The organism is Microbulbifer regidiadema (SeqCode) (genome assembly GCF_052466995.1).
The window spans coordinates 2,819,550-2,843,317 of the sequence record NZ_CP174297.1; the positions used below are offsets into that span (position 1 = coordinate 2,819,550).

Sequence of the window (23,768 nt, forward strand, 5' to 3'; positions counted from 1 at the left end):
CCCTTTGACATGGCTATTCAGTCTCCAAATACATTCCTGATACAAATACTCCAGTTACCACATCGTTATTCGCTTTTGATTTTTCATAGGATTCTACGGTTTCGTAGAGTTCATCGTCATCCGATTCCCAGCTTTGATGACTGTAATCAACAACTGCGAGGATGGTATCTACTTCAACATGCTTATCTCGTAGTGCCATCTTGAGCAGGTCTATAGCATCTTCTGCTGATTTGGCAGGAACTATTGAGCGACCGTAATACCATTCGCTACCGTCTTGCTCATAGGAGCTCTCCGGTGCAATTTTGGACTTCGTATCAACCACCCAAAACTTAGACATTGACTTTATCCCTAACGCCACAATAACCGAGCGGAGCTAAGTGTGTTATTGTGAGCAAGGCGAACCACGCTTAGCGGAGTCCGTTTGATTGTTTTGTTAGTGCTGTGGACATACGCTCCTCAATTACTTTTAAAGCGGCTTTATTACCAGTTTTTTTCTTTAATTCGGGTAATCTCCTAGTACCAATACGCTTATCAGCAGCTCTGAGTATATTTATAAGCCCCCAACAATCATTTTCAAAAACCTTTTTCATGATTTCGTCTTTGGGGGTATCAATATATTCCCGAATCAAATTTGATATATCGGGTATATCAGTTTCATAAGGATACCACTCTGTTGGTTTCCTATCCGGGCGTGTCTTACCTACAAAATCTTTTGGATAATCCCAGATTATATCTTTTCCGAGAGTTATCCAGTAGCGAGGGCAACTCGTACTCCCCATTTGAGAATCCATTCGATAGGAACGACACTGCAGTTGAAATTTAAGCCCCTCTGCACGAAGTAGGTAAAACTCTTTTTGTAATTTACTCCACGGCTTCGACATTTCTTCCTCTTGGTAGCACGTAGTGGTAGGACAGCCGGTTACCGACTGCCCCCACGCAGGTCCGGACGTGCGGAATTACCGCATCCGGCTCCTCAGTTATATTATTTACCGCGCAGCTAAATCCTATCAAAGCTATTCACTCCACCCATCTTCGCCTTTTCACCCAATGACTGAAGTGCATGAACTCAGATTCAACTGAATGTAATGCTTGCACTTTTGTTTTCATACAATATCCAGCCCTACATGTCCGGTGTATGTATCGACTGCAAGCTCAATATAACTGCCAGCCCCTTCGCCCTGTAGACGGCTTTCCCGCCCTCCGACTACTATGAGCTGGTCCGACTCCCAAGACACCATCGTTCGTTTCGCTTATTCAGCTACACTGCCCTACCCATTCCTTTGGGAGTTACCTTGGGTCTCACAAGTTCTCATTACATCTCTGTATGTATGCCACGGCTTAAGAACTCCGCTAGATCTCCACAATCTTGCCATTCAGGTAGCGAAAACAAATTCACTCCTGAGTCGATTGCTTTGCATGGACTTCGACCACGTTACAAGCCTCGTCACCTAGAATTTGCATTTCGAAGCGATACCAGCACTTCAGGAGCGCGCACTCCCTATGGCCTACATATTTCTCTGTCTACGCTTCACGTTGATTGTTCGCTCGTGCATCCTGCCTCTCAAATACTCCTAATTTAAAGCTCCGCACAACGCGCAAGACTCGATACTGGTGAGTGGCTAACTCTTACCAAGCTGGGACTTTCACCCAGCAAGATGCAACAAGCTTCGCTTGTCGCACTAACGCCGCAAGCAAAGGCGAGCGATAGCGAGTCCAGCACCGAAGTGCGATTTTCGGCTTGCTTTGTTAAGTTTGTCATTCCGGCTCATACTGCTCCCATTTATTGTTTTCTCTTGACTCCAACTGCCAACTTTTGTACGTACTTTTGTTTGAGAAAAATGCATGCGATATAAACGGGCCGTGAATCACAGCTTCTTTGGAATGGATTTTGTCTTCTCCAAGCATGGCTATGTGCTCGCAGTAATCCCGAACTCCCTCATTAGAATAATACGTAAGATACTCGTTTACCAAAAGGGCCGCATTTTCGGGGCATTTCGCACGCACCAAGAAGTTTGTATCTGGACCATCTGGACCACGTTCAAATTCATCTAGCACTTCATTACCCCATCTTGAAACCATGTAAATATTCAAAATACCCCTCAAGAACTTAGCCATGAAGGCAAGCGTGGAAAATGCGCGAGCATTTTACATCACCTGACCTGACTGGTTAGCTTTATATTTTTTCGACAACAGCATCCCATGAAACGGACTCCCCTGTGATTACATCTATTTTAAAAAAACTATCGTGATGCCCAATTACAACCGGGATTTTAGTGAGTTCTATACTAGCGGATTTCCATCTCTCGCAAATCCATCTCTCAACGATTCTTGAAGCTGATCCCCAAGGCTCAATATCTTCATATTTTTCATCATTGTATATCTCCGATGGCACTACCACGTATTCGAATTCGTTCGAGAGTATCCGCTGAGATTTTCCTTTGAATTTTTTAGCAGACTCCATGGCACATGCAAAAACTGGAAAATCTTCATCAAAATGAGGGGAATCATACGCTATGAGAAACACCTCTGCAGATGCCGCAAAACCACCTGCAACCAATTTCTCTAATTCCCTTTCAAATGGACTTTCAACACTTTGGAGGTGCTGAAGAATCAGCCTTTCAAATTCTACTTCTAAATTTTCCATTTATATTTGCTAACGCCTCGCATAGCCGCATTTTTGGAGGAGCCCGTTTGCGCCATCAAACACAAAAAGGAGCGACGGGAAAATGTCGACTGGTGCAACTTGTTAGCTGTTTTTGAAAACATGATTTCTTGAGTCATTCCTCAAAATTAACCTCCATGCTGCTACCAGGAGGATACTTTAATTCGTATTTATCAGAGGCTTTAATTCCAATTTGGGCTACATCTAGTACGCTATTTCCTGAAAACGTATTCCTTGACAAAATATCGACTACGATATCCACATCTGACTCAGGATTCTTCGAGGATAAGTAGATAACCATTATATAGTCTCCTTCGTCCAAATAATCATATCCGTCATCAGTTATTGTTCCTCCTGAATGCAACTGAATTTTATTAGGAATATCGTAACGCATATCCGTATCAGGATTCTCTAATTTCCTTGGATCTAGTCTTATTGCTATTGCGCCCATAAATTTCTACACGCTTGGCTAGTATAGCTAACGCCCTGCGCAGGCGCAGCCAGCGCGGAGCGCTTTTTGTGTTAATGTTTGAGCGCCAGCAAGTAACAAAAAAAGTGCGTAGCGTTGGCTGTCGCTCTGCCGCTGTTTGTTAGATGTTCCCCCGCACAAATGCCAGGAACTCGCTATGTACATCTCCATTGGTGCCATGGCCTAGCCCCTTGAAAGTGCGAAAAGTTACGTTAGCTCCATACTTTTTGTAGATTGTTTGAGAATTATTCCAGCGCTCAGGATGAATTGATTTACCTGTAGTTTTGTAGATTACCGACCGCTCTTCTTCAGAATAGGCATCATCATATGCCACGGCATCATTAGTATCCTTTTCACCCATGAATAAGAACTGCTTAATATTCAACCACTCATCCAGATCAAAATTTCTGCCAGTTATCTGACTGAAATCATTTATGCCTAAGGGATACTTTAAGCCATAACTATCAAGCGAGGCCGTAGGTAACATCAATGTACCGTTTAACCCTCCAGCAACAACTATTTCAATGATTTCAGGATGTAAAAGAGAAAAACGATTTGCAAATGTACCGGACGCAGAAAAGCCAGCTAGTATGACTCTATCTTCAGGCTCTAACGAGCGTTCACGCAATACATCTTGGGCATTTTCAATCATTGCCTTAAGCTGTAGATCCAGCCTTTCGAATGGGAGAGATTTCGTAAGCATGGAATCTCTATCAAGTGCGTGGGTGTAAATTTGCCATTCCGACTTAGGACGAGGAAAAACCGGCATTAATATTGGGTAGGACAATTTCTTAGATAACCACGGTCCAACAGCATTGCCCACTATTGCATTTTTGGCAGCTTCAAGATGAACATCATAATCATCAGAAACCTTTCCTGTGTTATTGGTTTCGACAATTAAAAAGGTTTTTTCCTGTTTGAACACCATTTCTGGCAATTTGAGCAAATAAGGATAATTGAACCCTTTGTCTGGATTTGCAGGAATTTGTAGTAATTCAGCAGAATGACTTACGCCAGCGATAAAAGAAAGAAAAATTCCAAATACTATTATTTTCAATTTTATTCCTCTCAGCATGCTCTTACATCTAACGCCGCCAACATCGGCAGCTTTAAATTTGTTGTAGCGAAGCGGGAACATTTTTAAAGCTGCCCATGCTTGGCTTTGTTAAATGTCGGGTTACTTACCAAACCGTTTGCCCGGTTCTATACCATGAAAGTCCATGTAGAGCTTTTGTAGTTTTGTAGGTACCAGAGGCCACCCTAAATCGATAGCTCGCTGAGGTAAATTCCAAAACAGATGCTCAACGTAGTAGACATCGATATACTCTCGCTCGACGTCGCTTGCAAAATTGAGCTTCTCATTAACATAGTTAAGGTAGCTCAGCCCTGTATCAATATCCGAATTGGCAAACGCTCGTGATGTAGCGTTGGCAAACTCCTCCATTTTTGATGTTGTCATGATTTCATCATGCTGATCCATCAGGGGCCCCACTTCAGGAAATTTACCCCGTATCTCATCTAGGAAGGCTTGAAGCTCCGATTTATTGCTCATACTTCTTCCTGACATTTAACGCCGCCAGCAAGGGCCGAAAACCAGAGCGAAGTAGCGGTTTTTTGGTCCCTCTGGCTGGCCTTGTTAAACGATTTTTTCATCTTCAATTACTGGTCCAGCTCCTTTGTGCTCCTTAATTTGGTAAGCAAATACAGCCACAAACAGAGCAGCAAGAAAGATATAAATGGACTCGTTAGGTAGCTGCCAATAGGCGCGAGCAAAACCAAGCAAAGCACCTAGAACTATAAAAAACGAGAACCTAGCAATAAATGGCTGTCTTTTTGACGACGAATCAGATTTCGAAAATAGGAGTTTTTGCCTCTTATACTCGCTGCCATTCTTGCTGAGAGTGCATACGAATGGCCCTTTAAATAAGCTCACCACGCTAAGGTTTGTTGAATATTCATTAGGTCCGATGCTGAAGCTATTGGTTGAATCAGTTGATAAGTTTCTTTGAGAAGAGACAAGCTCCCCATTCACATATACTTTTTCAAGGCCTGATAGCGCGCTAAACCAGGCCTCAATTACGTTCCCCTCATCCTCAAAGGAAAACGTATAACCCTTCCTGAAGCTAAATGTCTTTTCCTTGCTCATATGTGCGATTACCGTTTAACGCCTTTGCTTGCGGAAATTACAAAACCGAAGGCGTAGTAAATTTCCGTAACCCAAACTTGTCATGTGCTTGTGATTTGATAAAAAGCATCATGCTCACTGTAATAGTTTATGGCAGTTTCTAACTCTTTATCAGAGTAATCAGTTTTTTGCATTTTAAGATTTTCTACAATGTCTTCAAGTTGGTCTGCATGTAGTACATTACCAAAATCCTTTCCTTGAGATAGGACTTCTTCTTCAAGCTTCCCATATTCATCATCATCCAGATCTCAAGATTCTGGATGAACTTCATAAATTACCATATCAAGAGAATAGCTTGATTGACCTGTAATCATCCACTCAGAGAATTCTTCACTATTAAGCGAAACCAAATATTCTCTTAGGGTTATTCCTTCACTAATCTTGAAGTTCATGCTACCCCCTATTGTACATAACGCCTTACCTGTGTTTTATACACATGTTTGAACTCTATTCAAAGCCTCATACAGAGAAATAGCCTAACTTTTCGACCGGAAAGTATAAAATTTAACCGCCTGAAGGCTGAAACCGTTTGAGCTTATAGTAAATCTAGCGCCTTACACATGGGCAGGCAAAGCAACGCTTTGACTATCCAAAACAGCGTAGCTGTTTGCCATGATGTAACTTGTTAGAAGCGAATTACGATAATTGCTGGTACTCATTTGTGCCATTGTGGCATAACCTTATTTCAATTTTTGTATTTTTTTGCTTAAGCAGAGTTAGCTGCTCAATCAACCAAAGATAACCAATTTTGTAACATGTTTTTAGGATGTTTAATAAATCATCTTCAGCAATAACATCTGGATCGATATTTAATAATTCATACCAGTCGAATTCTTTAAATTCTTGCACATTGTTGAATTGCTTTATGTGGGATAGGTGCCAAGTTCCATTCATCATAGAACCGATATCAACAAAGAAGTCACAATGCTTATCATTTTCCTCCAGACATGCGATGACATATTGCTCTACAAGAGTCATAAAATCATCTTTATAGTCATTAAGAAAATTGGTGACTATTTTTTCTATGTTATCCATATCTTACACTTTTAACGCTTGTAGCAGGGGCGGTGAACCGTCCCTATGCCTACACTTGTTATGCGGAAATTATTTTGATCTTGCCGTAACAGAACAGCTTTTCATGTCCAAAAAAAGTGCTTTTCCCAGATCATACTTTTTGGCTAGATAGTCTAAAATCTGCTCATCAGACTTATTCTTTCTTTCAAAGCCTTTGAGAGTAAAGCAACCATTCTCAATCATGGTTGAATAGCTCGTAGGGATGCCACAATTTTCAAACTCTTTATATAGATCTGAGTCAAGAAATTCTCCATGTTTTGGAGAATCCTCATTTATGCAGAAGTTAATACTATCATCACACGTGACAATTACAGCACAGATGTCTTTATATCGCTCGAATGTAGATGGAGAAGCGTAAAGACATGAAGTCGCTTGCCCTCCCGAGAAATTCTCCGCATCAATGACATCACGTACACCAAATAATGTGTTTAATGTTTGAATCCGCATTGCTTCTCTAGAAGCTTCGCAATCAATAGAGAGCCATAATACCCAAAGTTTTTCTTTCTTTGGATCATGTTTTGTCATTTGAGTAATAGCTTTCTTAGCGACATCTGTTGCCCAACGGTCTGAATTTAGCCTACGTTCTTGTTCTGCAAATTTCCCACTGTTGAGTGTTTTATTCCAGTCCTCAGAATCCTTTCTAGACTTTACCTCAACAATGTATTTGCTTTTTTTGGCATCAATATAGAAATCAGGTGTCTTCTTATCACCTGTCTGAATAGGTGAAACAGTCATTCCAAGATTTTCGAAGAAGTTTTTAGCATCCTGTTCTTCTGGATATAGCATGATGCCTCCTTTCCGCAGTAGTGGTAGGACAGCCGGTTACCCTAACTGCCCCCACGCAGATCCGGACGTGCGGAACTACCGCATCCGGCTCTTCAATAATATATTCGCTCGTGTAAAGCACGAACCCTAATACCAGTCCACAAGTATACTGCGTTTGTATACTCGCGGTGGCTTTAGCCCAAAATATCCCAGCATTTCCTTTAGACTATTCCAGTTGTAACTCTTGCGCTGACTCCGCCGGTTGAGCCATTTGTGTATACTGTGTAAAACATAGCTGTACAAACGGGACAAGCTTCGACTGTTGTCTGGCAGACCGAAGTAGTTCTGGAAGCCTTGTAGCTTGCGCTTCAGTGTGGGCAGCCATTCTCTCAGACGCTCACTGCGCTTGGCTTTGATCCAGTGGTAGAGTGCTTCCATTGTGCCCTTCTGTTTCTTTGCGGCAGTCCGGCGCCTGGGACGTTTATTGACATCCAAGCTCCAGTAGAACTCAAAACCCAGAAACTGGAACTGCCGTTTTCGGTCCGGATGAAAGCGGCTAAAGCGCTTCAGGTGCGTTTTCTCGGGGGCTAACTGCAAGCCAAACTTGTTCAGCCGTTGCGGTAGTACCCGGTAAAAGCGCTCTGCATCCGTTTTCAATTGGAAAGCCGCTACATAATCATCGGCGTACCGGATTAGCATGGCTCTGCCACGCATACGCGGCTTAACCTTCTTCTCGAACCACAAATCCAGGACGTAGTGCAGATAGATGTTCGCCAGTACCGGACTGATCACGCCACCTTGCGGGGTTCCTGCTGCCGTTTTACTGAACTTACCATCTGGAGTTTGCACGCGCACCTTAAGCCACTGTTTAATCAGCGTCAGCAGGGCTTTGTCGTCGATACGAAGGGCTAGCATGCGCAGTAGCCAGCCGTGATCCAGCTGATCGAAGAAGCCTTTAATATCGGCTTCAACGATGTAGCCGTAGCCTTTTGCAGATTTAAGCCAAGGCTGTGTACGGCTTGGTGGGCACTTTTCCTGGGGCGGTAGCCGTAGCTAAAGGGCAGAAAATCCTGCTCCCAGATACTTTGCAGTAGCTGCGCTACGCTCTGCTGTACCAGTTTGTCTTCCACCGTAGGCAGCCCCAGTGGGTGCTGCTTGCCATTGCCTTTGGGAATCAATACCCGCTTAATCGCCTGGGTGCGGTAGCGTTTGTCACACAGCCGTTGATGTAGGCATGGGATATTTTGCGGCAGACCTTGCCGGTAAACTTCGGTTGTTACTCCATCGATACCGGGGCGGGCCTGCTTGTTGAGCTGGCCCCAGCTTTGATACAGCAGGTTGGAATTTAGCAGTCCGTATAAATTCTGAAACCTGTGCGTGGGGTGGCTCTGTGCTTTAAATGCGATGGCGTGCAAGGCGGTTGTCATAGTGTCTCCAGCCCTACTTTGTCCGGACTATGTTTCTGTTGCACACCGATATTACTGTCAGCCCCTTCGCCATGTAAGCGGCTTTCCCGCTCTCGGACTACTATGAGCTGATCCGACTTCCGAGTGGTCTTCGTTGGTTTCACCATTAGGCTTAACTTCCCTACCTGTTCCTTCAGGAACCTGCTCGGATCTCTCAAGTTCTCAATACCTCTCTTTCTACATGCCACGGCTTGATAACCCCGCCGATCCGCCACAACCTCACCAATGCGGTTGCTTTGCCTGGACTTCGATGGCGTTACACATCTCGTCGATCGGAGCTCACTTTATTATCGGAGCGATACCAGCACTTCAGGATCACGATAACCCCTATGGCCTATAGAATTCTCTGTGTACGCTTCACATAGCTTGTTCACAGTGAGAAAAAAATGAGTATATTTTTTTTTCCTTCTGCTCCGCCCTACGCGCAACACTCGATACGGGTGGCTGGTTAGGCCTTACCCGACAGGGACTTCCACCCTGCAAGAAGCATCAAGCTTAGCTTGACGCACTAACGCCTCAATAACCGGCAGCTGGAACGAAGCGAAGCGTAGAGCAAGCTGTCCGGCGCCGTAGGCGCGAAGTTGATTGATTCGTTATGTGTTTTTGGCACCGAGATACCCTTTACTCAGTTTTGTCTTGTTGTACTGAGCGATATCAGTGAAAGGCCAATATGCCAACTCACCATGTTCTTGCCACTTTTCGAGAGTGCTTTGCCCGAAAGCCCCGAAACTGATTGAGTTAAGAAATCTGTCTCTGAAACTAGCAGAGGGCCACTTATACTCAATGTCTGACTTTAGGAAAAGAATCCAACGCGCTACAACAGACCGCTCTTCATTGGAAAGTGCCTCTTTGCCTCTAAGTTTGTACTCTTTCATATCGCTGTACAGACACCAAACCCCGTGATGAAAAACCTCCCATACAGCATCATCTTTTGACTGAGGTAAAGCATCTTCAAACTCATCATTTGTAATTATGCCAGCAACCAAGCTACGAATAAGCTCAGCAAGTTTATTTCTAGATTCTCGGTCAATCATGGTTTGCACATAACGCAAAGCACAACGGCGCGAGCTTGCGAGCGTCCGGCAGCCGAAGGCTGCGAATTGCTGCGCCTTGTTAGGTGATTGTTTAATTAGCTGGCACATCTGATGAGATTACCTTTGTAATTTTGCCATTACCTACCAAGTGGCCACCCTCCTGAATGCGCCATGTAAGACCTGGGACAAGATCTATTACATAACCTTCCGGCATTATGAAATGAATCTCAACTGCCTTTGATTCTCCCGGGCTTATCCACTCATCATTCTCTACGGTAATTTGGCCCACCGAAATTATGATTAGGTCGGTAGCCAGATGTAATACCTTTTTTGCGACCAGATTCACTGCCCGGCAACAATGAAACTATCGCTTCGACTTTTATTGAATACCATTTATCATCGTCCGACATTGTGCGCACCTAACGCCTCAATCAGCCGACGCTTTAGCGGTCGACTGAATTGACTTGTTAGTGTGCTTAATTCCAAGCCCCACCCAAAACTCTGGAGGGTACTGAAGTTCAGGCTTTCCGACCCACCCATTAGTAACGGATAAAGTATAACCGCCTTTAACTCTGCCATACTTTACCGACTGCAAAGCAATTTGATCCCAGTCTCCAATGAACTGGATATCGCTTAATGTTTCTGGATACGAACCAGTACGTATATTATGAAGCTCGATTAAAGAAATCGCTGTTTTAAAGTGTTGATCTCCAAATTTTTGGTTTGCTTCTTTTTGGATTTCACAACCCGTAAACATGACTATACAAAAAGCTATTATTAATCGTAACTATTCAGCGAGCTTTTCGGGAAAATTAGCACAACTCCCCCGCCAGCCACCGCCAAGCAAGCTGAGCAAGCTGAGCAAGCTGAGCAAGCTGAGCAAGTCTGCCATAAACCAGCACGCCTCAGGTAATCTCCCGCCTAGCCTGGCAAGAAAAAAACAGCTACAGGTCATACAGCAAAGATGAATTGTGCGATAATACTGCCATATTACTAAGGTATGCTGTTGCCCATGACAAATTCAGTTGACATTAATCAGGCCGTAAAAGAAGCTGAGGAATTGCTAGCGAATGATACCAGCGCTTCCCCCGCACTAAAAGCGTCTGTAAAAATGCTGCTGATTGTTGTCAAAATGCTCTCGGATCGCTTGGGTTTAAATAGCCTCAATAGTAACAAACCGCCCGCTAGCGATCCCAATCGAGAGAAAAGGCCACAGACAAAAAGCAATAAACCTCGTGGTGGCCAGCCTGGACATCCAGGTAAAAATCTCGAACCTGTGGAAGATCCTGATAAAGTCTGCTTCATCAAGCTTGATCGTCGGACTTTGCCGAAAGGCACCTACACAGATGGCGGTTATGAATCTCGTCAGGTATTTGATATTCGAATATCACGAAGCGTTACAGAATATCGGGCGCAGGTTTTAATTGATGAAAGCGGCCGAAGATTTGTGGCAGACTTTCCCCAAAAGGTCACGCGTTCAACGCAGTATGGCGCCAGCGTCAAAGCTAATGCGGTTTACATGTCGATATTTCAGCTGATCCCCTACGAGCGAGTGGAGACACACTTTTCTGAACTGTTTGATACCCCCATCAGTGCTGGCAGTGTTTATAACTTCAATCTGGAAGCCTTTGAGCGCTTGGCGTTGTTTGAGCAAACAGCTAAAGCTGTGCTGCGCCAGGAAAAAACCTTGCATGTTGATGAAACCAGTATCAATGTAAATGGCAGCCGTCTGTGGTTGCACAACGCTTCCAGTGCCTCCTGGACATTGATTGCTCCACATGCAAAACGCGGCAATGAAGCTGTAGAAGAAATGGACATACTGCCTCACTATAAAGGCGTTTTAGTTCATGATCATTGGAAGCCTTACTACCGTTATACAATGTGTCTGCACGCTCTTTGTAATGCTCACCATCAGCGTGAACTAACCAGGGCTTTTGAGCAGGATGGACAGGAATGGGCCAGAAAAATGGCGCTACTGTTGCAGAAAATCAACACAGCAGTCAAGCAATCAGATGGCTGCCTAACAGAAGAGGAATGCCGAAATTGGCGTAGACAATATAGAAGCCTACTTAAAAAAGCTGAGCTGGAGTGCCCGCCACCAGAAATTAACAAATCAGAACAAAAAAAGCGTGGCAGATTAGCTCGAAGCAAATCTCGGAACCTCTTGGAACGTCTACAAAAATACGAACAAGATGTTTTACGTTTTATGGAAAATCCGGAAGCGCCTTATACCAATAATCAGGGTGAAAGAGATATTCGCATGGCTAAGGTGCAGCAAAAAATATCAGGTTGCTTTAGGTCTATGGCTGGAGCTGAGATTTTTTGTCGTATCCGTAGCTATTTGTCCACTTGCAGAAAGCATGGTGTTGGTGTGGGGGAAGCCCTTGAAAGCCTATTTTCAGGCGAGTGGCCAGAATTTCTTCAAAAGAAAATGACAACACTCAAAATATCCGCTGAATAGTTACTATTAATCTATTCATTTTAAAACCATAATTAACATTCTGTGCTGCACACTAACGCTAAGCTAAACGGCAGGCGAAGCAAAGCGTAGCCTGTCCGGTGGAGGCCGCACTTTTTGCGGCCGGAACGTATTTGAGCGCATTGTTATAGCCCACTACTTTAGTGCCTCGGCGACAAAACACTGTAATAGACCTTCGTCTTCATAGAGTTCTCGGTACTCTGCTAGAGGAAGGTTGCCCTCGTTATATTGTTTTTCAAAAAATAACCGCAACCGCCACTCGTCTGGGTCTGGCTTATCAAAATCGAAGTCGATACCTCCAACATCAGCGGTGCGGTACACGTCAACACCGATGCCATGGGTCACGTACATCCAGTTTGTGCCTGGGATAGATTTTCTCCCCTGGTGCTCGCTTTTGAGGATATCTTCGGCCTTTTCCAGATCAAATGCACGAATCAAAAGCTCCTCTGCCCACGCCTTTTGAGCGTACCAAAGGGGAATTATTTTTTTAATTTTCTCGAGGTTATTCATTATTTTCTTGCGCTATAACACCTTGTTAAGGGGCGGCTGCGTAGCAGGCGTCCCGCAGAGCCAGCTTTAGCTGGCGGAGTGTACTTGAGCAACTTGTTAAGTGATACCCCACTAGAAAGGATTTCGAATTTCATTCTTTAGCACTCCTGGTAAAAGAAAGCGAGAATGTTGAGTAGGGATTTCACCATTGAAGTCTGTGGCATAAAGCATGCTCCAGCCGATGAAATAACCTAGATTAACAGCGTAATCTCTTGCTTCGTAATGTGAAAGCCCGGTATGGATTCGTACTTTCTTTAGGCATCTAGCAGTACTTATTGGATCAGTATTATATTCAATGCCAAATACTTCCCCTTCGGCCTTCCAGTTTTGCTTCGATACATCCTTTCTTGTAGCTCGATTGGAAATGTAAGCCTCAGTAATATCCAATCCATTCTTGAACTCTTCTTGAGAAAATAAGAACAGCTTCTTTCTACAGCACTTTATATAAAAACGCTGCAGTGATTTAACACGCCTTAGAAAACCGTCTTCAGAGTGTTTCTTTAATGCGACTAGCATTTCAATCGCATCGTTGGAATCATTCCATTGCTCGTTATTCATGCTTTCACTTAACGCCAAGCTCACCTGCGGAGGCGCAATCGCGCCGGAGTCGGGTGCAGCGCCTGGTTATGCGCTTTACTTGATGTCAACAATTTTGGGCTCGTCATCATATATCAGCTCTATACGAGATGAAGACCATACACCGTTATTCTTGGTTACTTTCACAGAGTGAATCACATTTGGCTCAATGAAGCTCTGAAAAACAAGCATCTCTGACGAATCAGGGTAAACCGTATGCTGTGTGATACTGCCACCTTCACCATATTCAATTTTATTTGAATAATTCGGAGTCTTGATACTTAAATAGGAAACCCTGTCATTATCGACTTTGATATATTCTCTGTGATCCAGATACCGTTCAACACCGTCTTTCTCGTATGTCTCGCCATTCTCTAGTTCGTCATAAAATCTATCAAAAGGGATTTTAACCGTCTTGCGTGTCGGTTCTTGGAAAGTTTGGTAATTGATCTCAATCATTCGCTATATCTTGGCGCATAACGCCTTGCGAAGGGGAGTTTTTTAGTTGTTTTGATTTGTGCTATTAAAGCACAAATTGAAGCAGCTAAAAATACGTCCCTCTTGCGCAACTTGTTAGGAATTTTAAGGGCCCCAGTAATCGAAGAAATAAGTTGTACCCGCTCTGACAGTAACTCCGATCCAAGTGCCACACTCAATGGAGACTTCACCCGGTTCAATTTGGCCTTTTTCAAATAAGCGGTGAGGCCATGGTTTACCATTTACTTCCAGAGGGCCACATTTCCCTCCATTATCATCTTCAATTACGAGATATGTTTTCCCATCCGGTGAATCTTTATAGCGACCCCTTAGCTCATAGGTCGCGTCTGGATCTGTATTCAACCACTGCGGGATGGCAAATATTAATATGTAAATTATTGGAAGTGAGAGTAAAACTAATAAAGTAATTATAAATTTCTTCAACATCTGGTCTGATGCCTAACGCCGCCAACACGGGCCGAGCGAAGCGGGGTCCGGCACCAGCTTGCTGGTGCATTCGTGCTTGGCCTTGTTATGAGTTTTTGATTCTTGGCACATTGTTCATAAACGCTACGATTTCATTAGCAACATTGCCTAGTGCTTTAGCAACGGCTTCCAATTCAGCTTTTTTAATTGTTTCACTAAAATTGGTATCGCTTGAAGATTTTTTAGTGGTGAAATCTTCTGTACTTACTATAGATTTCACTATAACCCCTGAACGGACATCAAGTAGTACCGCCTCTACGGAGCAATACGATTTGCTTTCGCTTGGATCGATAAACCTATATTTTTGATAAGACTGGCAGGAACTTCTGTACGCGAGTAATAAATCTGCTTGGAACCGTGCCGCAGCTTCTCTTAAAACCGGCACCGTCCTTTTTTCAGAGACCAGCATTGCAGGCAAGAACGACGCATCATATACCCGACTGGATGCTCTAAGCTTGGTGATTAGTGAATCAACCAAAGAATTATTCAGCTGCGTAAAATCACTTGAATAAAATCGCCAATAATTGTCGGTACTGAGTTTCAGTATTGCTATTCTGTTTTTCTCGGGCAGTTTTACCTGATAATTTAACAGATCGTTTATCTTCTTATCATCATCACCAAAGATAGCACCCTCTACAAGACCATCATTGGAGTTCGATGAAGCTTCTTGATAGTAACTCCCTGGTCGATCAACTGATCCGACAGTGGCGCACGCCTGGAGAATTAAACAGGCAATTCCTACGCATATTATTCTCATGTTTCTCTTTACTTACTTATTACTCATAACCGCCCAGCGCAGGCGCAGCCAGCGCGGAGCACCTTTTGTGTTAATGTTTGAGCGCCAGCGAGCAACACAAAAGGTGCGTAGCGTTGGCTGTCGCTCTGCCGCTGCTTGTTATTAGCTGGGCCACCTCGGGCTCTCCGCTTCATCGTAAAGTACTCCAACATTTACACAATCAAGATGGCCAAACTGGATCTGCAGCTCTAACCAATGCTGATCGTACGATACAGAAACAAATGAACCAAAATCTTCAAGTTCAGGCTGCTCGCCTAAAAATTTAGTAACGTAGGTCAATGCGCTTTTTTGCGATGCACCGATTATTTTCCGGCCGCCCAAGGATAGCTCAGGATTGTGGATCTCAATCCAGCCTAATCGATCTTCATTCTCTGGCTCAAATGAAAGCTCCAATCGCAGCCTATTGAACTGTAGCCTTTTGCTACCCTCATCAGTTCTATATGTTTTATCCGGCTGACCTAGCAATGCAATTGCTTCCGCTTCCGTCACACCAAATTGAATAATGTCAGTTCCAATTCCGGGAATAACTTCCATCTACAATATCCGTCTAGGCTCATAACGCCGCTAGCAAGGGCAGCCGAAGCAACGCGTAGGCTGTCCAGCTCAGCCCCGAAGGGGTTGGGCGAGCTTGCCTAGCCTGGTTATGGCTGGCGCGCTCGGGACTGACTACTAGCACTTTGCCAGCCATAGTTTGGCTGGCCGCTGCCCAATATTTACGAGGAAAGAATACCGCACTTTCCCCAATCAATTCCTATCTTACTGGCACTCCACGAAATTGCACCGGACTGCCTCTTTTTACAACACCCGAACGAACACTCTAGGAGCGAAACTGCTTGAATAGCAATCAGTAAAATTGCTCAACACCGGATGCTATTTAGTAGTACTAAACCTTCAGTTACCACGGAAAATCAATAAAACCGACCGCCACAATAGCGCCCGCAACAGCCGTGAGCGTAGCGAGTCGACTACTTGCGTTTGTTAGCGCAACCGATCTAGCTCATTCTTTATTTGATTAATTTGTTTTGCAGAGAACACAGTCTGACTAAATTTTATGCTGCTTTTACTGCCTATTATGCAAATAGTCATTGGCCACCACCCCTTAACTACATAATCCTTATACTCAGAGATAGGCATGTAGCCAGATCCTGACAAGCTACGAAAAACTATTGCATCTTCAGTAACTGAAAATGAGTACTCCTCGACCTTAGACTTACCACTATTAAATACTGCGAGCCAAACTGTTACCCCAATTGGAATGGTGAAAAGTCCTGTCACGTAGAGTTTTATATAATTTTGAGGAATATCCTTTCCAAAAAATACCATTGCAATCGACATCAAGCAGATACCAATTAGAGGGGGGGACTAAGTTATCTAATCTATAGATAAGCCCTTGGACACGAGTTTGTACAACTTTCATACTTATCGCTCTTATGACGCTAACGCCGGCCACACAGGCGAGCGAAACGTAGTGTAGCGAGTCCAGCGCAGTGCGCTTTTTGCGCTGTGCATTGTGCTGGCCCTTGTTAAGGGTTTGTTGGTTCATCGTGACCACAACGCTCGCTATATTTTGAACACCAATAAGATGTCCACTTACTCCATGTAGAATACATGGCTCCATTTCTATCAAGTGAGTCGACTAATGGAAAGTAGATTACTTGATATGTACTAATTGCTGCTTTGCTTGCCAAGCCACTGGACCCAATCGCGATTGGAAAATGCGCAAACAGTCCGACAAAATATGTCAGGAGCAACACCATTATCACCAATACCGATTTTCTCATGCTTGAACACTTAACGCTCGGCTCTGGGGCTGCATGGAGCGCAGCGTAATGCAGTCCCTAGCAGCCGCTTGTTAAGGCCGACTCTAGGCTCATAGGTGAACCGGAGAATAGGCCATTTATTTTAACAATATATTGTTGGTGCCAATCTCTTATGGCGCCCCATTCTTTGGGACTTCCCGACCACCAACTAAACGTTGACTCAGATAGAAAGTCTTTGACAGACACGCCAGACCTAACACCATCAATACCAACTAAATCTCCAGGAATTAATGGGGAAACACTTACCTCTGAGAAGCTCTCGATAAGTTCTTCGAAAACACTGCTCTCAACTTTTACCTCTGCACAGTATGTTTGAGGATCACCAGAGGGCACTGTTTTGTACTGATCCCAGATCACCCGTCGGGCGTAAAACTCTTCTTTTTCCTTTGCCACCATAAATGAAATGAAAGGATCAAAGGAAGAGTAGCTCCAAATTCTGATACTTTTAAAAAGCACCTTACGTTCAATCATTGATGGATACTCAAATGGATTTTCGAGTAATTCATATGCTCTTTTGTCTTGTTCGATACCCATACTTAGTGAGCCTTAACCGCCCAGCGCAGGCGCAGCCAGCACGGAGCGCATTTTGTGTTAATGTTTGAGCGCCAGCGAGTACACAAAAGGTGCGTAGCGTTGGCTGTCGCTCTGCCGCTGATTGTTATGTGTGGCGCTACGCACAGCGCGCTTTAAGATACTTGGCCAGAGCGCCAATGGGAACCAAAATAGCTGACCATAGAACGGAAAATGCGAGAATAACGACTACGCTAGAGCCAGCTCCACCTTCGAGCTCTACATTCAGTAAAAATGCCGTAATTAAAGCCAGTATGAAACAAGCGATTGTCATTTTGTACGGCGGGAGCTTATAAGCATCAGGCAACCACAAATATGCACACAGCCAAATTACTAGGCTAGGAGATAGTGCTACGCAAAGTAGAAGCAGCATGATCAAAATGAATAGAAAACCTTCCATACTCTACTTTTGCCCTTACTTACACATAACGCCCGCAACACCGGGCCGTTTTGAGCGCAGCGGAAAACGGGTCCGAGTGCTTGCGTTTGTTATACGAAAACTGGTTGCTGGTCTGCATATCCCCATACCCTGTAACACCCATTTTCTAAGGAGTATGGGATATTGTACTTTTTCAGAATAGTTGCTATAAAGCCACTGAAGTCAGTAATTCTATCACTCAAAAGGTTGCCCCTTCGCTCTCTTTTGAATGGGTCAATATCCATCCACTCGATACAGCTAGATTGACCGTAGCGAACCCATTCCCAATCAAGCAGCGAAAACCCAGGCATTGCCTCTAAGTCTCGTAGATATTTAAGCCTTACTTGAGGTTCGAAATCACTGTTACTTGTAATGGCATTAGCGAGTTCTCGCCACTTTGTTTTGTTCATATACGAAACAAGGTGCCGCTCTTCAATAAATTTTAGTGTTTCTTCGTTCATTGCCTACGTATAACGCCCCGCCTGTGTTTTATACACATTATTTAAGTCCATTTAGAGCTTCTGCTGCCTCAATATAATGAAGTAGCTTGGTGTATCCCTGCCAAACGGTTTTCACCCCTGGCTCACCATCCCCTTTACGCCCCAAAAAACCTCCTAAACCTGCCAGCATGCGGGTTATATCCCTCATGCTTGGGGGTTCATTTGGTGGAGTAGTTTTATCTCGCATCATCCATATCATACGCCATTCTTTTTCAGAGTAGGCACTCGTACACGGTGCTTCAGGAAGTCTTCGTGCTCGTGTAGTTATCGAATGTAGTCGCCATCCAATAATCATATAGATCGCAATGCAGTTCAGCATTCGCTGCTCTGTTCTAAAACGATTACTTTCTATCTGACATCCACCTTTTAACACTCGAAAATAGGTTTCAATTTCCCACCGGCTTCGATACCACTCAATGATAACCCTCGCCTGCTTAAAGTCTTCAACTGAAAGATCCGTCAACAGCATCCACTCAATCCCTTTCTCACCCTCTGGTGGGGTTAATTCTTTAGCCAGTACAGCATAGAGAGAAAGTGGTCTTTTAGATTTTCCTTTTCCTAGTAATCGTATTTCAGTAGTGGATACGCTAACTTTGGCTTTTCTTCCAGGTTCTCCATTCCGCTTGGGAATATCTACCGTGTATTGACCAATAGATTTCTGCTCATTCATATGATCCCAAAGCAAAACCGTTTCTTCTCCATCGATCTCTAAAGTGCGATTGGCCTTAGCTCGAACGATATAGCTCGCCCGCCTCTGTTCGCTTTGATCTTCAGCCAGTTGAAACCACTCATGAATATCACCCTCTCTATCAGCAATACTCACAATTGTGCTTTCAGGACAGCGCTCCTGTATCTGACAAGCAGATTCGTAATGGTCTAGCCAGCGTCGACTCTCCTTATCCTTTATCGACTTGGTATAGCGGGAATTGGCGCTTGACTCCTTATCTCTCTGCCACATACTGCCCTCAACGACACCCAAGTTAACTCTTGATGGCGTTATAGCGATGGAGGTGTGCAACAGTTGCTGATTGGTCTCTTTCCGCCTAAGTGTTCCCATCTCTTTACTTTCTAAGTCAGTGGCAAAATTTAGAAAGGTGGTATCTTGAGGGATAAGAACAACGGGCTGCGCCTTGATTCTCTCAAGAGTTGCTGATTTATGGCCGCTCATAATAGAGTCAAAGTTGACTTTATCATTTTCGATAAAACGATAAGCCGCAAACGTTTCTGCCCAAGTTTTGTTTGCACAGGGAATGCTACTCTTTGGATCTGAACTTAAACTACTAAGAATATTGGACAAGCGCTTATTCAAGCGTGTATCACCCATAACCTGATTTTTTACTTCGTCCATGACCCAGTCCTGCATAATAATCCAATCAAATCTGTAATTCTTACCAGGACAAACTGTAACTTATTGATTTACATAATAAAACTGGAAAAACTTGTGTATAAAACTTAGCGCCCCGCTAACCGGCCGGAGCTGTGTTGATGGTTTTGCGGTAGCGTAGCGTGAAACCGCAAAACGAGCAACGCAGCGGAGGTCCAAGCTGCTTTAGCAGCTGATGGTTGAGCGGTTTGTTATGAGTTTTTAACACGCCGAACTAAGCCTTTATAAATAGCGCAAGCAATAAGAACCCCAAACATCACTAAAGAGATTAGAGCCAATGCCAGTGAAGATATTGAGCCTATTACTGAAATGTTAAATATAAATTCGTAACTTGGATCTAGCATTACTTTTTCATATAGCCACTTCGGCGCTACACCGTCATAACCGCCGACACCACCCAAATCACCAAAGAACATACCGAGATAAGTGAAAAACAAGAAAAACGACAAGGCTCCAATAATATATTTTTTCATCGTTGTATCTTATTGCTCGTCTAACTCATAACGTTCGCATTTGCGGCGGCTGGAGTATAGCGTAAGCCGTCCGGCCGCGATAGCGGCGAACAACATGCGCTTGTTAAGTGATCTAACACCCACTATCACTGCCCCCTCCATCTTCACCACCAAAACTACCAGAATCACCACTGCCAAAGTAACCACCAGTGCTAGAGCCCTGAGTTATCCCGAACTTCATAATAAACCACAGCACACTGGAAATCAGAAAGGCTGTAAATAATAACGGAGTAAATACTGAATTAAGCGAGTTTTCGGAAGTAAGATCAATCATATACCAAGATCCAACTAAGCCGACAAGATTAACGATGAATGATTTCATTGACTATCCTTGTATCACTTAACGCCTAAAGCAACGGCCGAGCGAAGCGAGGTCCAGCCCCATAGGGGCGATATTGCCTTTACTTGTTAAGTTTTGATCCACTACGAAGTCCAAATCCAATCCAAGTTGTTATTAAGTGCAGTATCAAAAATGTAGTTACGCCAACCTCAAAGTTAACGAAAGCTCCGATTATTATTGCTGGAATACCAAAGGCCGCAATATTCTGTTGCCACCCTATTTTTATGTCTTTCTCATTTAGGTCGCACCAGTCCCACCACATGATATTCCACCAAAGACTAGAGGCGGCAACATACTCCAAAACCCAACGACGAAAACCTGTTACGCCTCTGGACTTCAGCTCCGCTTCTAGGCTTTCAATATACTCGGTATCAAACTGAGTATCTAAGTACCTGTCACCTATTATTGAGAACGTGCTTCGTTTCATATTTTAAACTTAACGCCGCTAGCAAGGGCAGCCGAAGCAACGCGTAGGCTGTCCAGCCCAGCCCCGAAGGGGTTGGGCGAGCTTGCCTAGCCTGGTTATGGTTGGCGCGCTCGGGACCAACTACCAGCACTTTGCCAGCCATAGTTTGGCTGGCCGCTGCCCAATATTTACGAGGAAAGAATACCGCACTTTCCCCAACCAATTCCTATTTTACTGGCACTCCACGAAATTGCAGCGGACTGCCCACCTCTACCACACTTGAGCAAATACCCTAGGAACGAAACTGCTTGAATAGCAACCAGTAAAAAGGGCTCAATACCGGCTGCAATTTAGTGGCACTAAAGCTTCAGTTACCACGAAAAATCAATAAAACCGACCGCCACAATAACGCCCGCAACACAGGCCGAGTTGCGAAGCAACGAAGGTCCAGCCAGCTTGCTGGCGATTGTGCTTGCGCTTGTTAAGCCTAAAACATTTCATCATGGTTATATCTTGCCGCTGATGAAACATAATCTATGGGGTCGTTGAATAATTGTTTAAGTATATCTCTTAACTCACCAATGAATTCATCACCGATAATGTCACAGACTTGTTCTCGAATTCTTGGGTTTGAGTTTGAAATATTTGCCTTAAGCATTTCATTTCTTTTTTGTTCTGTTGAAGCATATGCCCTATAAGTAAATACCCAACCTGATACAAGCTCATCATTATACGATGCATCAATTTCTTCTAGAGCAGTATCATCAAGGCAGAAATCTCTTGCCCGAATGTGCTCCATCAGTTTGTCGATTATCTGTTCTCTATCCTTACTCATGAATTATCCATTTCAGGGGCTTAACGCCTGGCGCAACGGCGAAGCACACAGTGCTGAGTCCGGCAGCCAAAGGCTGCGTATTGCCGCCACTTGTTAGGCGGTAAAATTCAGTCAAGGTACACATTTAATTTACTATGATGTTCATTTGCCTTATTTAAAACACAAATAAACCGTTCAATGCTTGGTTTTACTGGTTCAAACAAAGTGTCTTCATCCATTAAAGCTCTTAGCTCAAGGATAAACCGCTCTGTACTTCCTGGATCTATATCTAGACACTGATCGTCTTCAATAAGAGCTATAGCAACAAGGTGGCTATATTTAGCTTCATTCGAAACACACAAATTTATTAACTGTTCATGAAGAACATCATCAAGATGAATAGCGGCTCCACGTATGTCTGTGCCTTTAAGAGCTGAATCATAGTAAATCTCAATCGCCATTCTTATCGCCTAACGCCTCAAACACCGGCTTGGTGAAGTTGGCGGCTTTTTTGCGCTAGCGAAAAAGATGACAGCTTTACCAAGTCCGCGTGCTTTGACTTGTTAAATGTTTTTGCCAAGCACGTACTCTGCAATTTGATATGCGGCATACCTTGCCTGCCCCTGTTGTGGGTAGTCATTTGGAGCTACCTCTATTTCTTGAACTTGAAGATTGCCACTATATTTATGATTTGCTTCTTGCACCCCTTCAATAACCTCATTTATGTGGCGTTCTAGATCAAACTGTATTTGAGCATCTTTTTGATTGAGGCCAAGACGCTTAACTATAAGTACTCCATTTTCTGGAGTTACCCCAAACTTAATTGATACCAAGACACAGCCTGGACCCGTAACGTGCTGCCTTCGATAGTATGTGCTTTCGTTGATACTCATAGACATTTAACGCCGCTAGCAAGGGCAGCCGAAGCAACGCGTAGGCTGTCCAGCCCAGCCCCGAAGGGGGTGGGCGAGCTTGCCTAGCCTGGTTATGGTTGGCGCGCTCGGGACCGACTACCAGTACTTTGCCAGCCATAGTTTGGCTGGCCGCTGCCCAATATTTACGAGGAAAGAATACCGCACTTTCCCCAACCAATTCCTATTTTACTGGCACTCCACGAAATTGCAGCGGACTGCCCACCTCTACCACACTTGAGCAAATACCCTAGGAACGAAACTGCTTGAATAGCAACCAGTAAAAAGGGCTCAATACCGGCTGCAATTTAGTGGCACTAAAGCTTCAGTTACTACGAAAAATCAGTAAAACCGACCGCCACAATAACGCCGCTATGTGCGGTTTTTGTAAGTATCGGCGAAGCCGGAGCTTACAAAAATCCGAACCATAGCCTTGTTAAGCATTATTACGCAAAAAAGGGTAATCCAATTCATAGCAATTACACACTCTTTTATAAATATTTTCATCGCCTTCATCATGAGCAGCCAATGTAAGGTAGTAATTTTTACCTTCATGTTCTTGAAATACTATCCATTCGCCAGTTAATTTCTGCCCCTTCGAACGTTCATTCAGAGCTCCAAAGCTCATGCCATTTGATATATGACCGATAAATTGATCATCGATCACTCCGGAGGTATTCTGGTCAAAAGCTTCTTGAACTAGCTTACTTAACCTCTTGCCGTTTCCATTTTCTAACCCCATATGAATTCCAATATTTTTTAGAATAAATGATGCATCAGTAAAATGAGTTTTCATTAGGCCTTTTAGTGGCTCTCTATTGAATGGGGCTGCTCTCTTTGTTCTTGTTTGTGGTCCTAAGCCTTCTAAGCATCTAACCTCATCCATCATTTGGTGAGTATTAATAACTTGATTAGCATCCATTTGAAGAACTTGAGCTAGAAATACCATGCTAAATCTAGAAATATCAATATTTGAAAAACTAACATTATCTGAAAATAGCGCCTCTATTTCTTGACGATTTAATGAGACTTTTTCCATGTCTAGCTCCTGCTTAACGCTTTGCTAATGGGCAGC

General features: G+C 43.8%; 35 protein-coding genes. 1 reads left to right on the forward strand and 34 read right to left on the reverse strand.

Translation table 11 applies throughout. The features are described 5' to 3' along the window. Positions 1–13: 13 nt before the first annotated feature. From ACJJIK_RS12250 to ACJJIK_RS12330, 17 genes are all read right to left on the reverse strand, one after another. Positions 14–337, reverse strand: a complete 324-nt coding sequence (locus ACJJIK_RS12250) for a hypothetical protein (protein ID WP_444942891.1) — start codon at positions 335–337, stop codon at positions 14–16. 70 nt (positions 338–407) lie between these two features. Beyond that, positions 408–881: an SF0329 family protein gene (locus tag ACJJIK_RS12255; protein ID WP_444942892.1), complete on the reverse strand. Its 474-nt coding sequence runs from the start codon at positions 879–881 to the stop codon at positions 408–410. 874 nt (positions 882–1,755) lie between these two features. Beyond that, complete coding sequence (locus ACJJIK_RS12260) at positions 1,756–2,091, reverse strand: hypothetical protein (protein ID WP_444928585.1); 336 nt, start codon at positions 2,089–2,091, stop codon at positions 1,756–1,758. A gap of 82 nt (positions 2,092–2,173) precedes the next feature. Continuing rightward, positions 2,174–2,644, reverse strand: a complete 471-nt coding sequence (locus ACJJIK_RS12265) for a hypothetical protein (RefSeq protein WP_444928586.1) — start codon at positions 2,642–2,644, stop codon at positions 2,174–2,176. Positions 2,645–2,777: 133 nt separating this feature from the next. Next, positions 2,778–3,113 (reverse strand): hypothetical protein, encoded by a 336-nt coding sequence (locus tag ACJJIK_RS12270; protein ID WP_444942893.1) that lies wholly within the window; start codon positions 3,111–3,113, stop codon positions 2,778–2,780. 139 nt (positions 3,114–3,252) lie between these two features. After that, positions 3,253–4,269: a hypothetical protein gene (locus ACJJIK_RS12275; protein WP_444942894.1), complete on the reverse strand. Its 1,017-nt coding sequence runs from the start codon at positions 4,267–4,269 to the stop codon at positions 3,253–3,255. Between the two features lie 39 nt (positions 4,270–4,308). Next, entirely contained in the window at positions 4,309–4,683 is a 375-nt protein-coding gene (locus tag ACJJIK_RS12280; protein ID WP_444942895.1) for a DUF7674 family protein, read from the reverse strand. An 84-nt stretch (positions 4,684–4,767) separates the two neighbouring features. Then, the gene (locus ACJJIK_RS12285; RefSeq protein ID WP_444942896.1) at positions 4,768–5,277 is read right to left on the reverse strand and encodes a hypothetical protein; all 510 of its coding nucleotides are present in this window, start codon (positions 5,275–5,277) and stop codon (positions 4,768–4,770) included. Between the two features lie 80 nt (positions 5,278–5,357). After that, the gene (locus ACJJIK_RS12290; RefSeq protein ID WP_444945063.1) at positions 5,358–5,561 is read right to left on the reverse strand and encodes a DUF7716 domain-containing protein; all 204 of its coding nucleotides are present in this window, start codon (positions 5,559–5,561) and stop codon (positions 5,358–5,360) included. A 3-nt stretch (positions 5,562–5,564) separates the two neighbouring features. Beyond that, complete coding sequence (locus ACJJIK_RS12295; RefSeq protein WP_444942897.1) at positions 5,565–5,708, reverse strand: hypothetical protein; 144 nt, start codon at positions 5,706–5,708, stop codon at positions 5,565–5,567. A gap of 244 nt (positions 5,709–5,952) precedes the next feature. Continuing rightward, positions 5,953–6,351, reverse strand: a complete 399-nt coding sequence (locus ACJJIK_RS12300; RefSeq protein ID WP_444942898.1) for a hypothetical protein — start codon at positions 6,349–6,351, stop codon at positions 5,953–5,955. A 69-nt stretch (positions 6,352–6,420) separates the two neighbouring features. Further along, on the reverse strand, positions 6,421–7,176 hold the full coding sequence (locus tag ACJJIK_RS12305) for a hypothetical protein (protein WP_444942899.1): 756 nt from the start codon (positions 7,174–7,176) through the stop codon (positions 6,421–6,423). Between the two features lie 126 nt (positions 7,177–7,302). Continuing rightward, complete coding sequence (locus tag ACJJIK_RS12310; RefSeq protein WP_444945064.1) at positions 7,303–8,130, reverse strand: reverse transcriptase domain-containing protein; 828 nt, start codon at positions 8,128–8,130, stop codon at positions 7,303–7,305. Next, positions 8,064–8,582, reverse strand: a complete 519-nt coding sequence (locus ACJJIK_RS12315; protein WP_444942900.1) for a hypothetical protein — start codon at positions 8,580–8,582, stop codon at positions 8,064–8,066. The genes ACJJIK_RS12310 and ACJJIK_RS12315 overlap by 67 nt, the downstream gene beginning before the upstream one ends. Positions 8,583–9,214: 632 nt before the next feature. Then, entirely contained in the window at positions 9,215–9,763 is a 549-nt protein-coding gene (locus ACJJIK_RS12320) for a hypothetical protein (protein ID WP_444942901.1), read from the reverse strand. Positions 9,764–9,918: 155 nt separating this feature from the next. Next, a complete protein-coding gene (locus tag ACJJIK_RS12325) occupies positions 9,919–10,065 on the reverse strand; it encodes a hypothetical protein (RefSeq protein WP_444942902.1) in 147 nt (48 codons plus the stop codon). Between the two features lie 17 nt (positions 10,066–10,082). Then, complete coding sequence (locus tag ACJJIK_RS12330; protein ID WP_444942903.1) at positions 10,083–10,412, reverse strand: hypothetical protein; 330 nt, start codon at positions 10,410–10,412, stop codon at positions 10,083–10,085. A gap of 243 nt (positions 10,413–10,655) precedes the next feature. Between ACJJIK_RS12330 and tnpC the strand changes: the two genes are divergently transcribed. After that, a complete protein-coding gene (gene tnpC / locus ACJJIK_RS12335; RefSeq protein ID WP_444929708.1) occupies positions 10,656–12,116 on the forward strand; it encodes an IS66 family transposase in 1,461 nt (486 codons plus the stop codon). 153 nt (positions 12,117–12,269) lie between these two features. Here tnpC and ACJJIK_RS12340 read toward each other — a convergent pair whose 3' ends face one another. The 17 genes from ACJJIK_RS12340 to ACJJIK_RS12420 all read right to left on the reverse strand — a co-directional run bounded on the left by ACJJIK_RS12340 (position 12,270) and on the right by ACJJIK_RS12420 (position 23,732). Continuing rightward, a complete protein-coding gene (locus ACJJIK_RS12340; RefSeq protein ID WP_444942904.1) occupies positions 12,270–12,644 on the reverse strand; it encodes a DUF6896 domain-containing protein in 375 nt (124 codons plus the stop codon). A 111-nt stretch (positions 12,645–12,755) separates the two neighbouring features. Next, positions 12,756–13,241: a hypothetical protein gene (locus ACJJIK_RS12345; protein ID WP_444942905.1), complete on the reverse strand. Its 486-nt coding sequence runs from the start codon at positions 13,239–13,241 to the stop codon at positions 12,756–12,758. 75 nt (positions 13,242–13,316) lie between these two features. Then, a complete protein-coding gene (locus tag ACJJIK_RS12350) occupies positions 13,317–13,718 on the reverse strand; it encodes a hypothetical protein (RefSeq protein WP_444942906.1) in 402 nt (133 codons plus the stop codon). A gap of 123 nt (positions 13,719–13,841) precedes the next feature. Continuing rightward, complete coding sequence (locus ACJJIK_RS12355) at positions 13,842–14,183, reverse strand: hypothetical protein (RefSeq protein WP_444942907.1); 342 nt, start codon at positions 14,181–14,183, stop codon at positions 13,842–13,844. An 85-nt stretch (positions 14,184–14,268) separates the two neighbouring features. Next, positions 14,269–14,979, reverse strand: a complete 711-nt coding sequence (locus tag ACJJIK_RS12360; RefSeq protein ID WP_444942908.1) for a hypothetical protein — start codon at positions 14,977–14,979, stop codon at positions 14,269–14,271. 141 nt (positions 14,980–15,120) lie between these two features. Continuing rightward, positions 15,121–15,552, reverse strand: coding sequence for a hypothetical protein (locus tag ACJJIK_RS12365; protein ID WP_444942909.1), 432 nt, complete (start codon positions 15,550–15,552; stop codon positions 15,121–15,123). Positions 15,553–15,996: 444 nt separating this feature from the next. Then, complete coding sequence (locus ACJJIK_RS12370; RefSeq protein ID WP_444942910.1) at positions 15,997–16,353, reverse strand: hypothetical protein; 357 nt, start codon at positions 16,351–16,353, stop codon at positions 15,997–15,999. 503 nt (positions 16,354–16,856) lie between these two features. Then, on the reverse strand, positions 16,857–17,372 hold the full coding sequence (locus ACJJIK_RS12375) for a hypothetical protein (protein WP_444942911.1): 516 nt from the start codon (positions 17,370–17,372) through the stop codon (positions 16,857–16,859). Positions 17,373–17,897: 525 nt separating this feature from the next. Next, a complete protein-coding gene (locus ACJJIK_RS12380; RefSeq protein ID WP_444942912.1) occupies positions 17,898–18,287 on the reverse strand; it encodes a DUF6678 family protein in 390 nt (129 codons plus the stop codon). 37 nt (positions 18,288–18,324) lie between these two features. Next, entirely contained in the window at positions 18,325–19,674 is a 1,350-nt protein-coding gene (locus tag ACJJIK_RS12385; protein ID WP_444928614.1) for an IS4 family transposase, read from the reverse strand. A gap of 227 nt (positions 19,675–19,901) precedes the next feature. After that, the gene (locus ACJJIK_RS12390) at positions 19,902–20,183 is read right to left on the reverse strand and encodes a hypothetical protein (protein WP_444942913.1); all 282 of its coding nucleotides are present in this window, start codon (positions 20,181–20,183) and stop codon (positions 19,902–19,904) included. Between the two features lie 112 nt (positions 20,184–20,295). Further along, entirely contained in the window at positions 20,296–20,544 is a 249-nt protein-coding gene (locus tag ACJJIK_RS12395) for a hypothetical protein (RefSeq protein ID WP_444942914.1), read from the reverse strand. Positions 20,545–20,623: 79 nt separating this feature from the next. Then, positions 20,624–20,989 (reverse strand): hypothetical protein, encoded by a 366-nt coding sequence (locus ACJJIK_RS12400; protein WP_444942915.1) that lies wholly within the window; start codon positions 20,987–20,989, stop codon positions 20,624–20,626. Positions 20,990–21,455: 466 nt separating this feature from the next. Further along, a complete protein-coding gene (locus ACJJIK_RS12405) occupies positions 21,456–21,803 on the reverse strand; it encodes a hypothetical protein (protein ID WP_444930258.1) in 348 nt (115 codons plus the stop codon). A 107-nt stretch (positions 21,804–21,910) separates the two neighbouring features. Further along, positions 21,911–22,243 carry a hypothetical protein gene (locus ACJJIK_RS12410; RefSeq protein ID WP_444892119.1) on the reverse strand — a complete coding sequence of 111 codons (333 nt, stop codon included), beginning with the start codon at positions 22,241–22,243 and terminating at the stop codon, positions 21,911–21,913. Positions 22,244–22,345: 102 nt separating this feature from the next. Further along, a complete protein-coding gene (locus ACJJIK_RS12415) occupies positions 22,346–22,675 on the reverse strand; it encodes a hypothetical protein (RefSeq protein ID WP_444942916.1) in 330 nt (109 codons plus the stop codon). A 454-nt stretch (positions 22,676–23,129) separates the two neighbouring features. Continuing rightward, positions 23,130–23,732: a hypothetical protein gene (locus tag ACJJIK_RS12420; RefSeq protein ID WP_444942917.1), complete on the reverse strand. Its 603-nt coding sequence runs from the start codon at positions 23,730–23,732 to the stop codon at positions 23,130–23,132. Between the last annotated feature and the right edge of the window lie 36 nt (positions 23,733–23,768).

What these genes read in the sequence shown, in the direction of transcription:
- ACJJIK_RS12250 (WP_444942891.1), bottom strand. Translation starts at nt 337, where the DNA reads ATGTCTAAGTTTTGGGTGGTTGATACGAAGTCCAAAATTGCACCGGAG.
- ACJJIK_RS12255 (WP_444942892.1), bottom strand. Translation starts at nt 881, where the DNA reads ATGTCGAAGCCGTGGAGTAAATTACAAAAAGAGTTTTACCTACTTCGT.
- ACJJIK_RS12265 (WP_444928586.1), bottom strand. Translation starts at nt 2,644, where the DNA reads ATGGAAAATTTAGAAGTAGAATTTGAAAGGCTGATTCTTCAGCACCTC.
- ACJJIK_RS12270 (WP_444942893.1), bottom strand. Translation starts at nt 3,113, where the DNA reads ATGGGCGCAATAGCAATAAGACTAGATCCAAGGAAATTAGAGAATCCT.
- ACJJIK_RS12275 (WP_444942894.1), bottom strand. Translation starts at nt 4,269, where the DNA reads ATGTTCCCGCTTCGCTACAACAAATTTAAAGCTGCCGATGTTGGCGGC.
- ACJJIK_RS12280 (WP_444942895.1), bottom strand. Translation starts at nt 4,683, where the DNA reads ATGAGCAATAAATCGGAGCTTCAAGCCTTCCTAGATGAGATACGGGGT.
- ACJJIK_RS12285 (WP_444942896.1), bottom strand. Translation starts at nt 5,277, where the DNA reads ATGAGCAAGGAAAAGACATTTAGCTTCAGGAAGGGTTATACGTTTTCC.
- ACJJIK_RS12295 (WP_444942897.1), bottom strand. Translation starts at nt 5,708, where the DNA reads ATGAACTTCAAGATTAGTGAAGGAATAACCCTAAGAGAATATTTGGTT.
- ACJJIK_RS12300 (WP_444942898.1), bottom strand. Translation starts at nt 6,351, where the DNA reads ATGGATAACATAGAAAAAATAGTCACCAATTTTCTTAATGACTATAAA.
- ACJJIK_RS12305 (WP_444942899.1), bottom strand. Translation starts at nt 7,176, where the DNA reads ATGCTATATCCAGAAGAACAGGATGCTAAAAACTTCTTCGAAAATCTT.
- ACJJIK_RS12315 (WP_444942900.1), bottom strand. Translation starts at nt 8,582, where the DNA reads ATGACAACCGCCTTGCACGCCATCGCATTTAAAGCACAGAGCCACCCC.
- ACJJIK_RS12320 (WP_444942901.1), bottom strand. Translation starts at nt 9,763, where the DNA reads ATGTGCCAGCTAATTAAACAATCACCTAACAAGGCGCAGCAATTCGCA.
- ACJJIK_RS12325 (WP_444942902.1), bottom strand. Translation starts at nt 10,065, where the DNA reads ATGTCGGACGATGATAAATGGTATTCAATAAAAGTCGAAGCGATAGTT.
- ACJJIK_RS12330 (WP_444942903.1), bottom strand. Translation starts at nt 10,412, where the DNA reads ATGTTTACGGGTTGTGAAATCCAAAAAGAAGCAAACCAAAAATTTGGA.
- tnpC (WP_444929708.1), top strand. Translation starts at nt 10,656, where the DNA reads ATGCTGTTGCCCATGACAAATTCAGTTGACATTAATCAGGCCGTAAAA.
- ACJJIK_RS12340 (WP_444942904.1), bottom strand. Translation starts at nt 12,644, where the DNA reads ATGAATAACCTCGAGAAAATTAAAAAAATAATTCCCCTTTGGTACGCT.
- ACJJIK_RS12345 (WP_444942905.1), bottom strand. Translation starts at nt 13,241, where the DNA reads ATGAATAACGAGCAATGGAATGATTCCAACGATGCGATTGAAATGCTA.
- ACJJIK_RS12350 (WP_444942906.1), bottom strand. Translation starts at nt 13,718, where the DNA reads ATGATTGAGATCAATTACCAAACTTTCCAAGAACCGACACGCAAGACG.
- ACJJIK_RS12355 (WP_444942907.1), bottom strand. Translation starts at nt 14,183, where the DNA reads ATGTTGAAGAAATTTATAATTACTTTATTAGTTTTACTCTCACTTCCA.
- ACJJIK_RS12360 (WP_444942908.1), bottom strand. Translation starts at nt 14,979, where the DNA reads ATGAGAATAATATGCGTAGGAATTGCCTGTTTAATTCTCCAGGCGTGC.
- ACJJIK_RS12365 (WP_444942909.1), bottom strand. Translation starts at nt 15,552, where the DNA reads ATGGAAGTTATTCCCGGAATTGGAACTGACATTATTCAATTTGGTGTG.
- ACJJIK_RS12370 (WP_444942910.1), bottom strand. Translation starts at nt 16,353, where the DNA reads ATGTCGATTGCAATGGTATTTTTTGGAAAGGATATTCCTCAAAATTAT.
- ACJJIK_RS12375 (WP_444942911.1), bottom strand. Translation starts at nt 17,372, where the DNA reads ATGGGTATCGAACAAGACAAAAGAGCATATGAATTACTCGAAAATCCA.
- ACJJIK_RS12380 (WP_444942912.1), bottom strand. Translation starts at nt 18,287, where the DNA reads ATGAACGAAGAAACACTAAAATTTATTGAAGAGCGGCACCTTGTTTCG.
- ACJJIK_RS12385 (WP_444928614.1), bottom strand. Translation starts at nt 19,674, where the DNA reads ATGGACGAAGTAAAAAATCAGGTTATGGGTGATACACGCTTGAATAAG.
- ACJJIK_RS12390 (WP_444942913.1), bottom strand. Translation starts at nt 20,183, where the DNA reads ATGAAAAAATATATTATTGGAGCCTTGTCGTTTTTCTTGTTTTTCACT.
- ACJJIK_RS12395 (WP_444942914.1), bottom strand. Translation starts at nt 20,544, where the DNA reads ATGAAATCATTCATCGTTAATCTTGTCGGCTTAGTTGGATCTTGGTAT.
- ACJJIK_RS12400 (WP_444942915.1), bottom strand. Translation starts at nt 20,989, where the DNA reads ATGAAACGAAGCACGTTCTCAATAATAGGTGACAGGTACTTAGATACT.
- ACJJIK_RS12405 (WP_444930258.1), bottom strand. Translation starts at nt 21,803, where the DNA reads ATGAGTAAGGATAGAGAACAGATAATCGACAAACTGATGGAGCACATT.
- ACJJIK_RS12410 (WP_444892119.1), bottom strand. Translation starts at nt 22,243, where the DNA reads ATGGCGATTGAGATTTACTATGATTCAGCTCTTAAAGGCACAGACATA.
- ACJJIK_RS12415 (WP_444942916.1), bottom strand. Translation starts at nt 22,675, where the DNA reads ATGAGTATCAACGAAAGCACATACTATCGAAGGCAGCACGTTACGGGT.
- ACJJIK_RS12420 (WP_444942917.1), bottom strand. Translation starts at nt 23,732, where the DNA reads ATGGAAAAAGTCTCATTAAATCGTCAAGAAATAGAGGCGCTATTTTCA.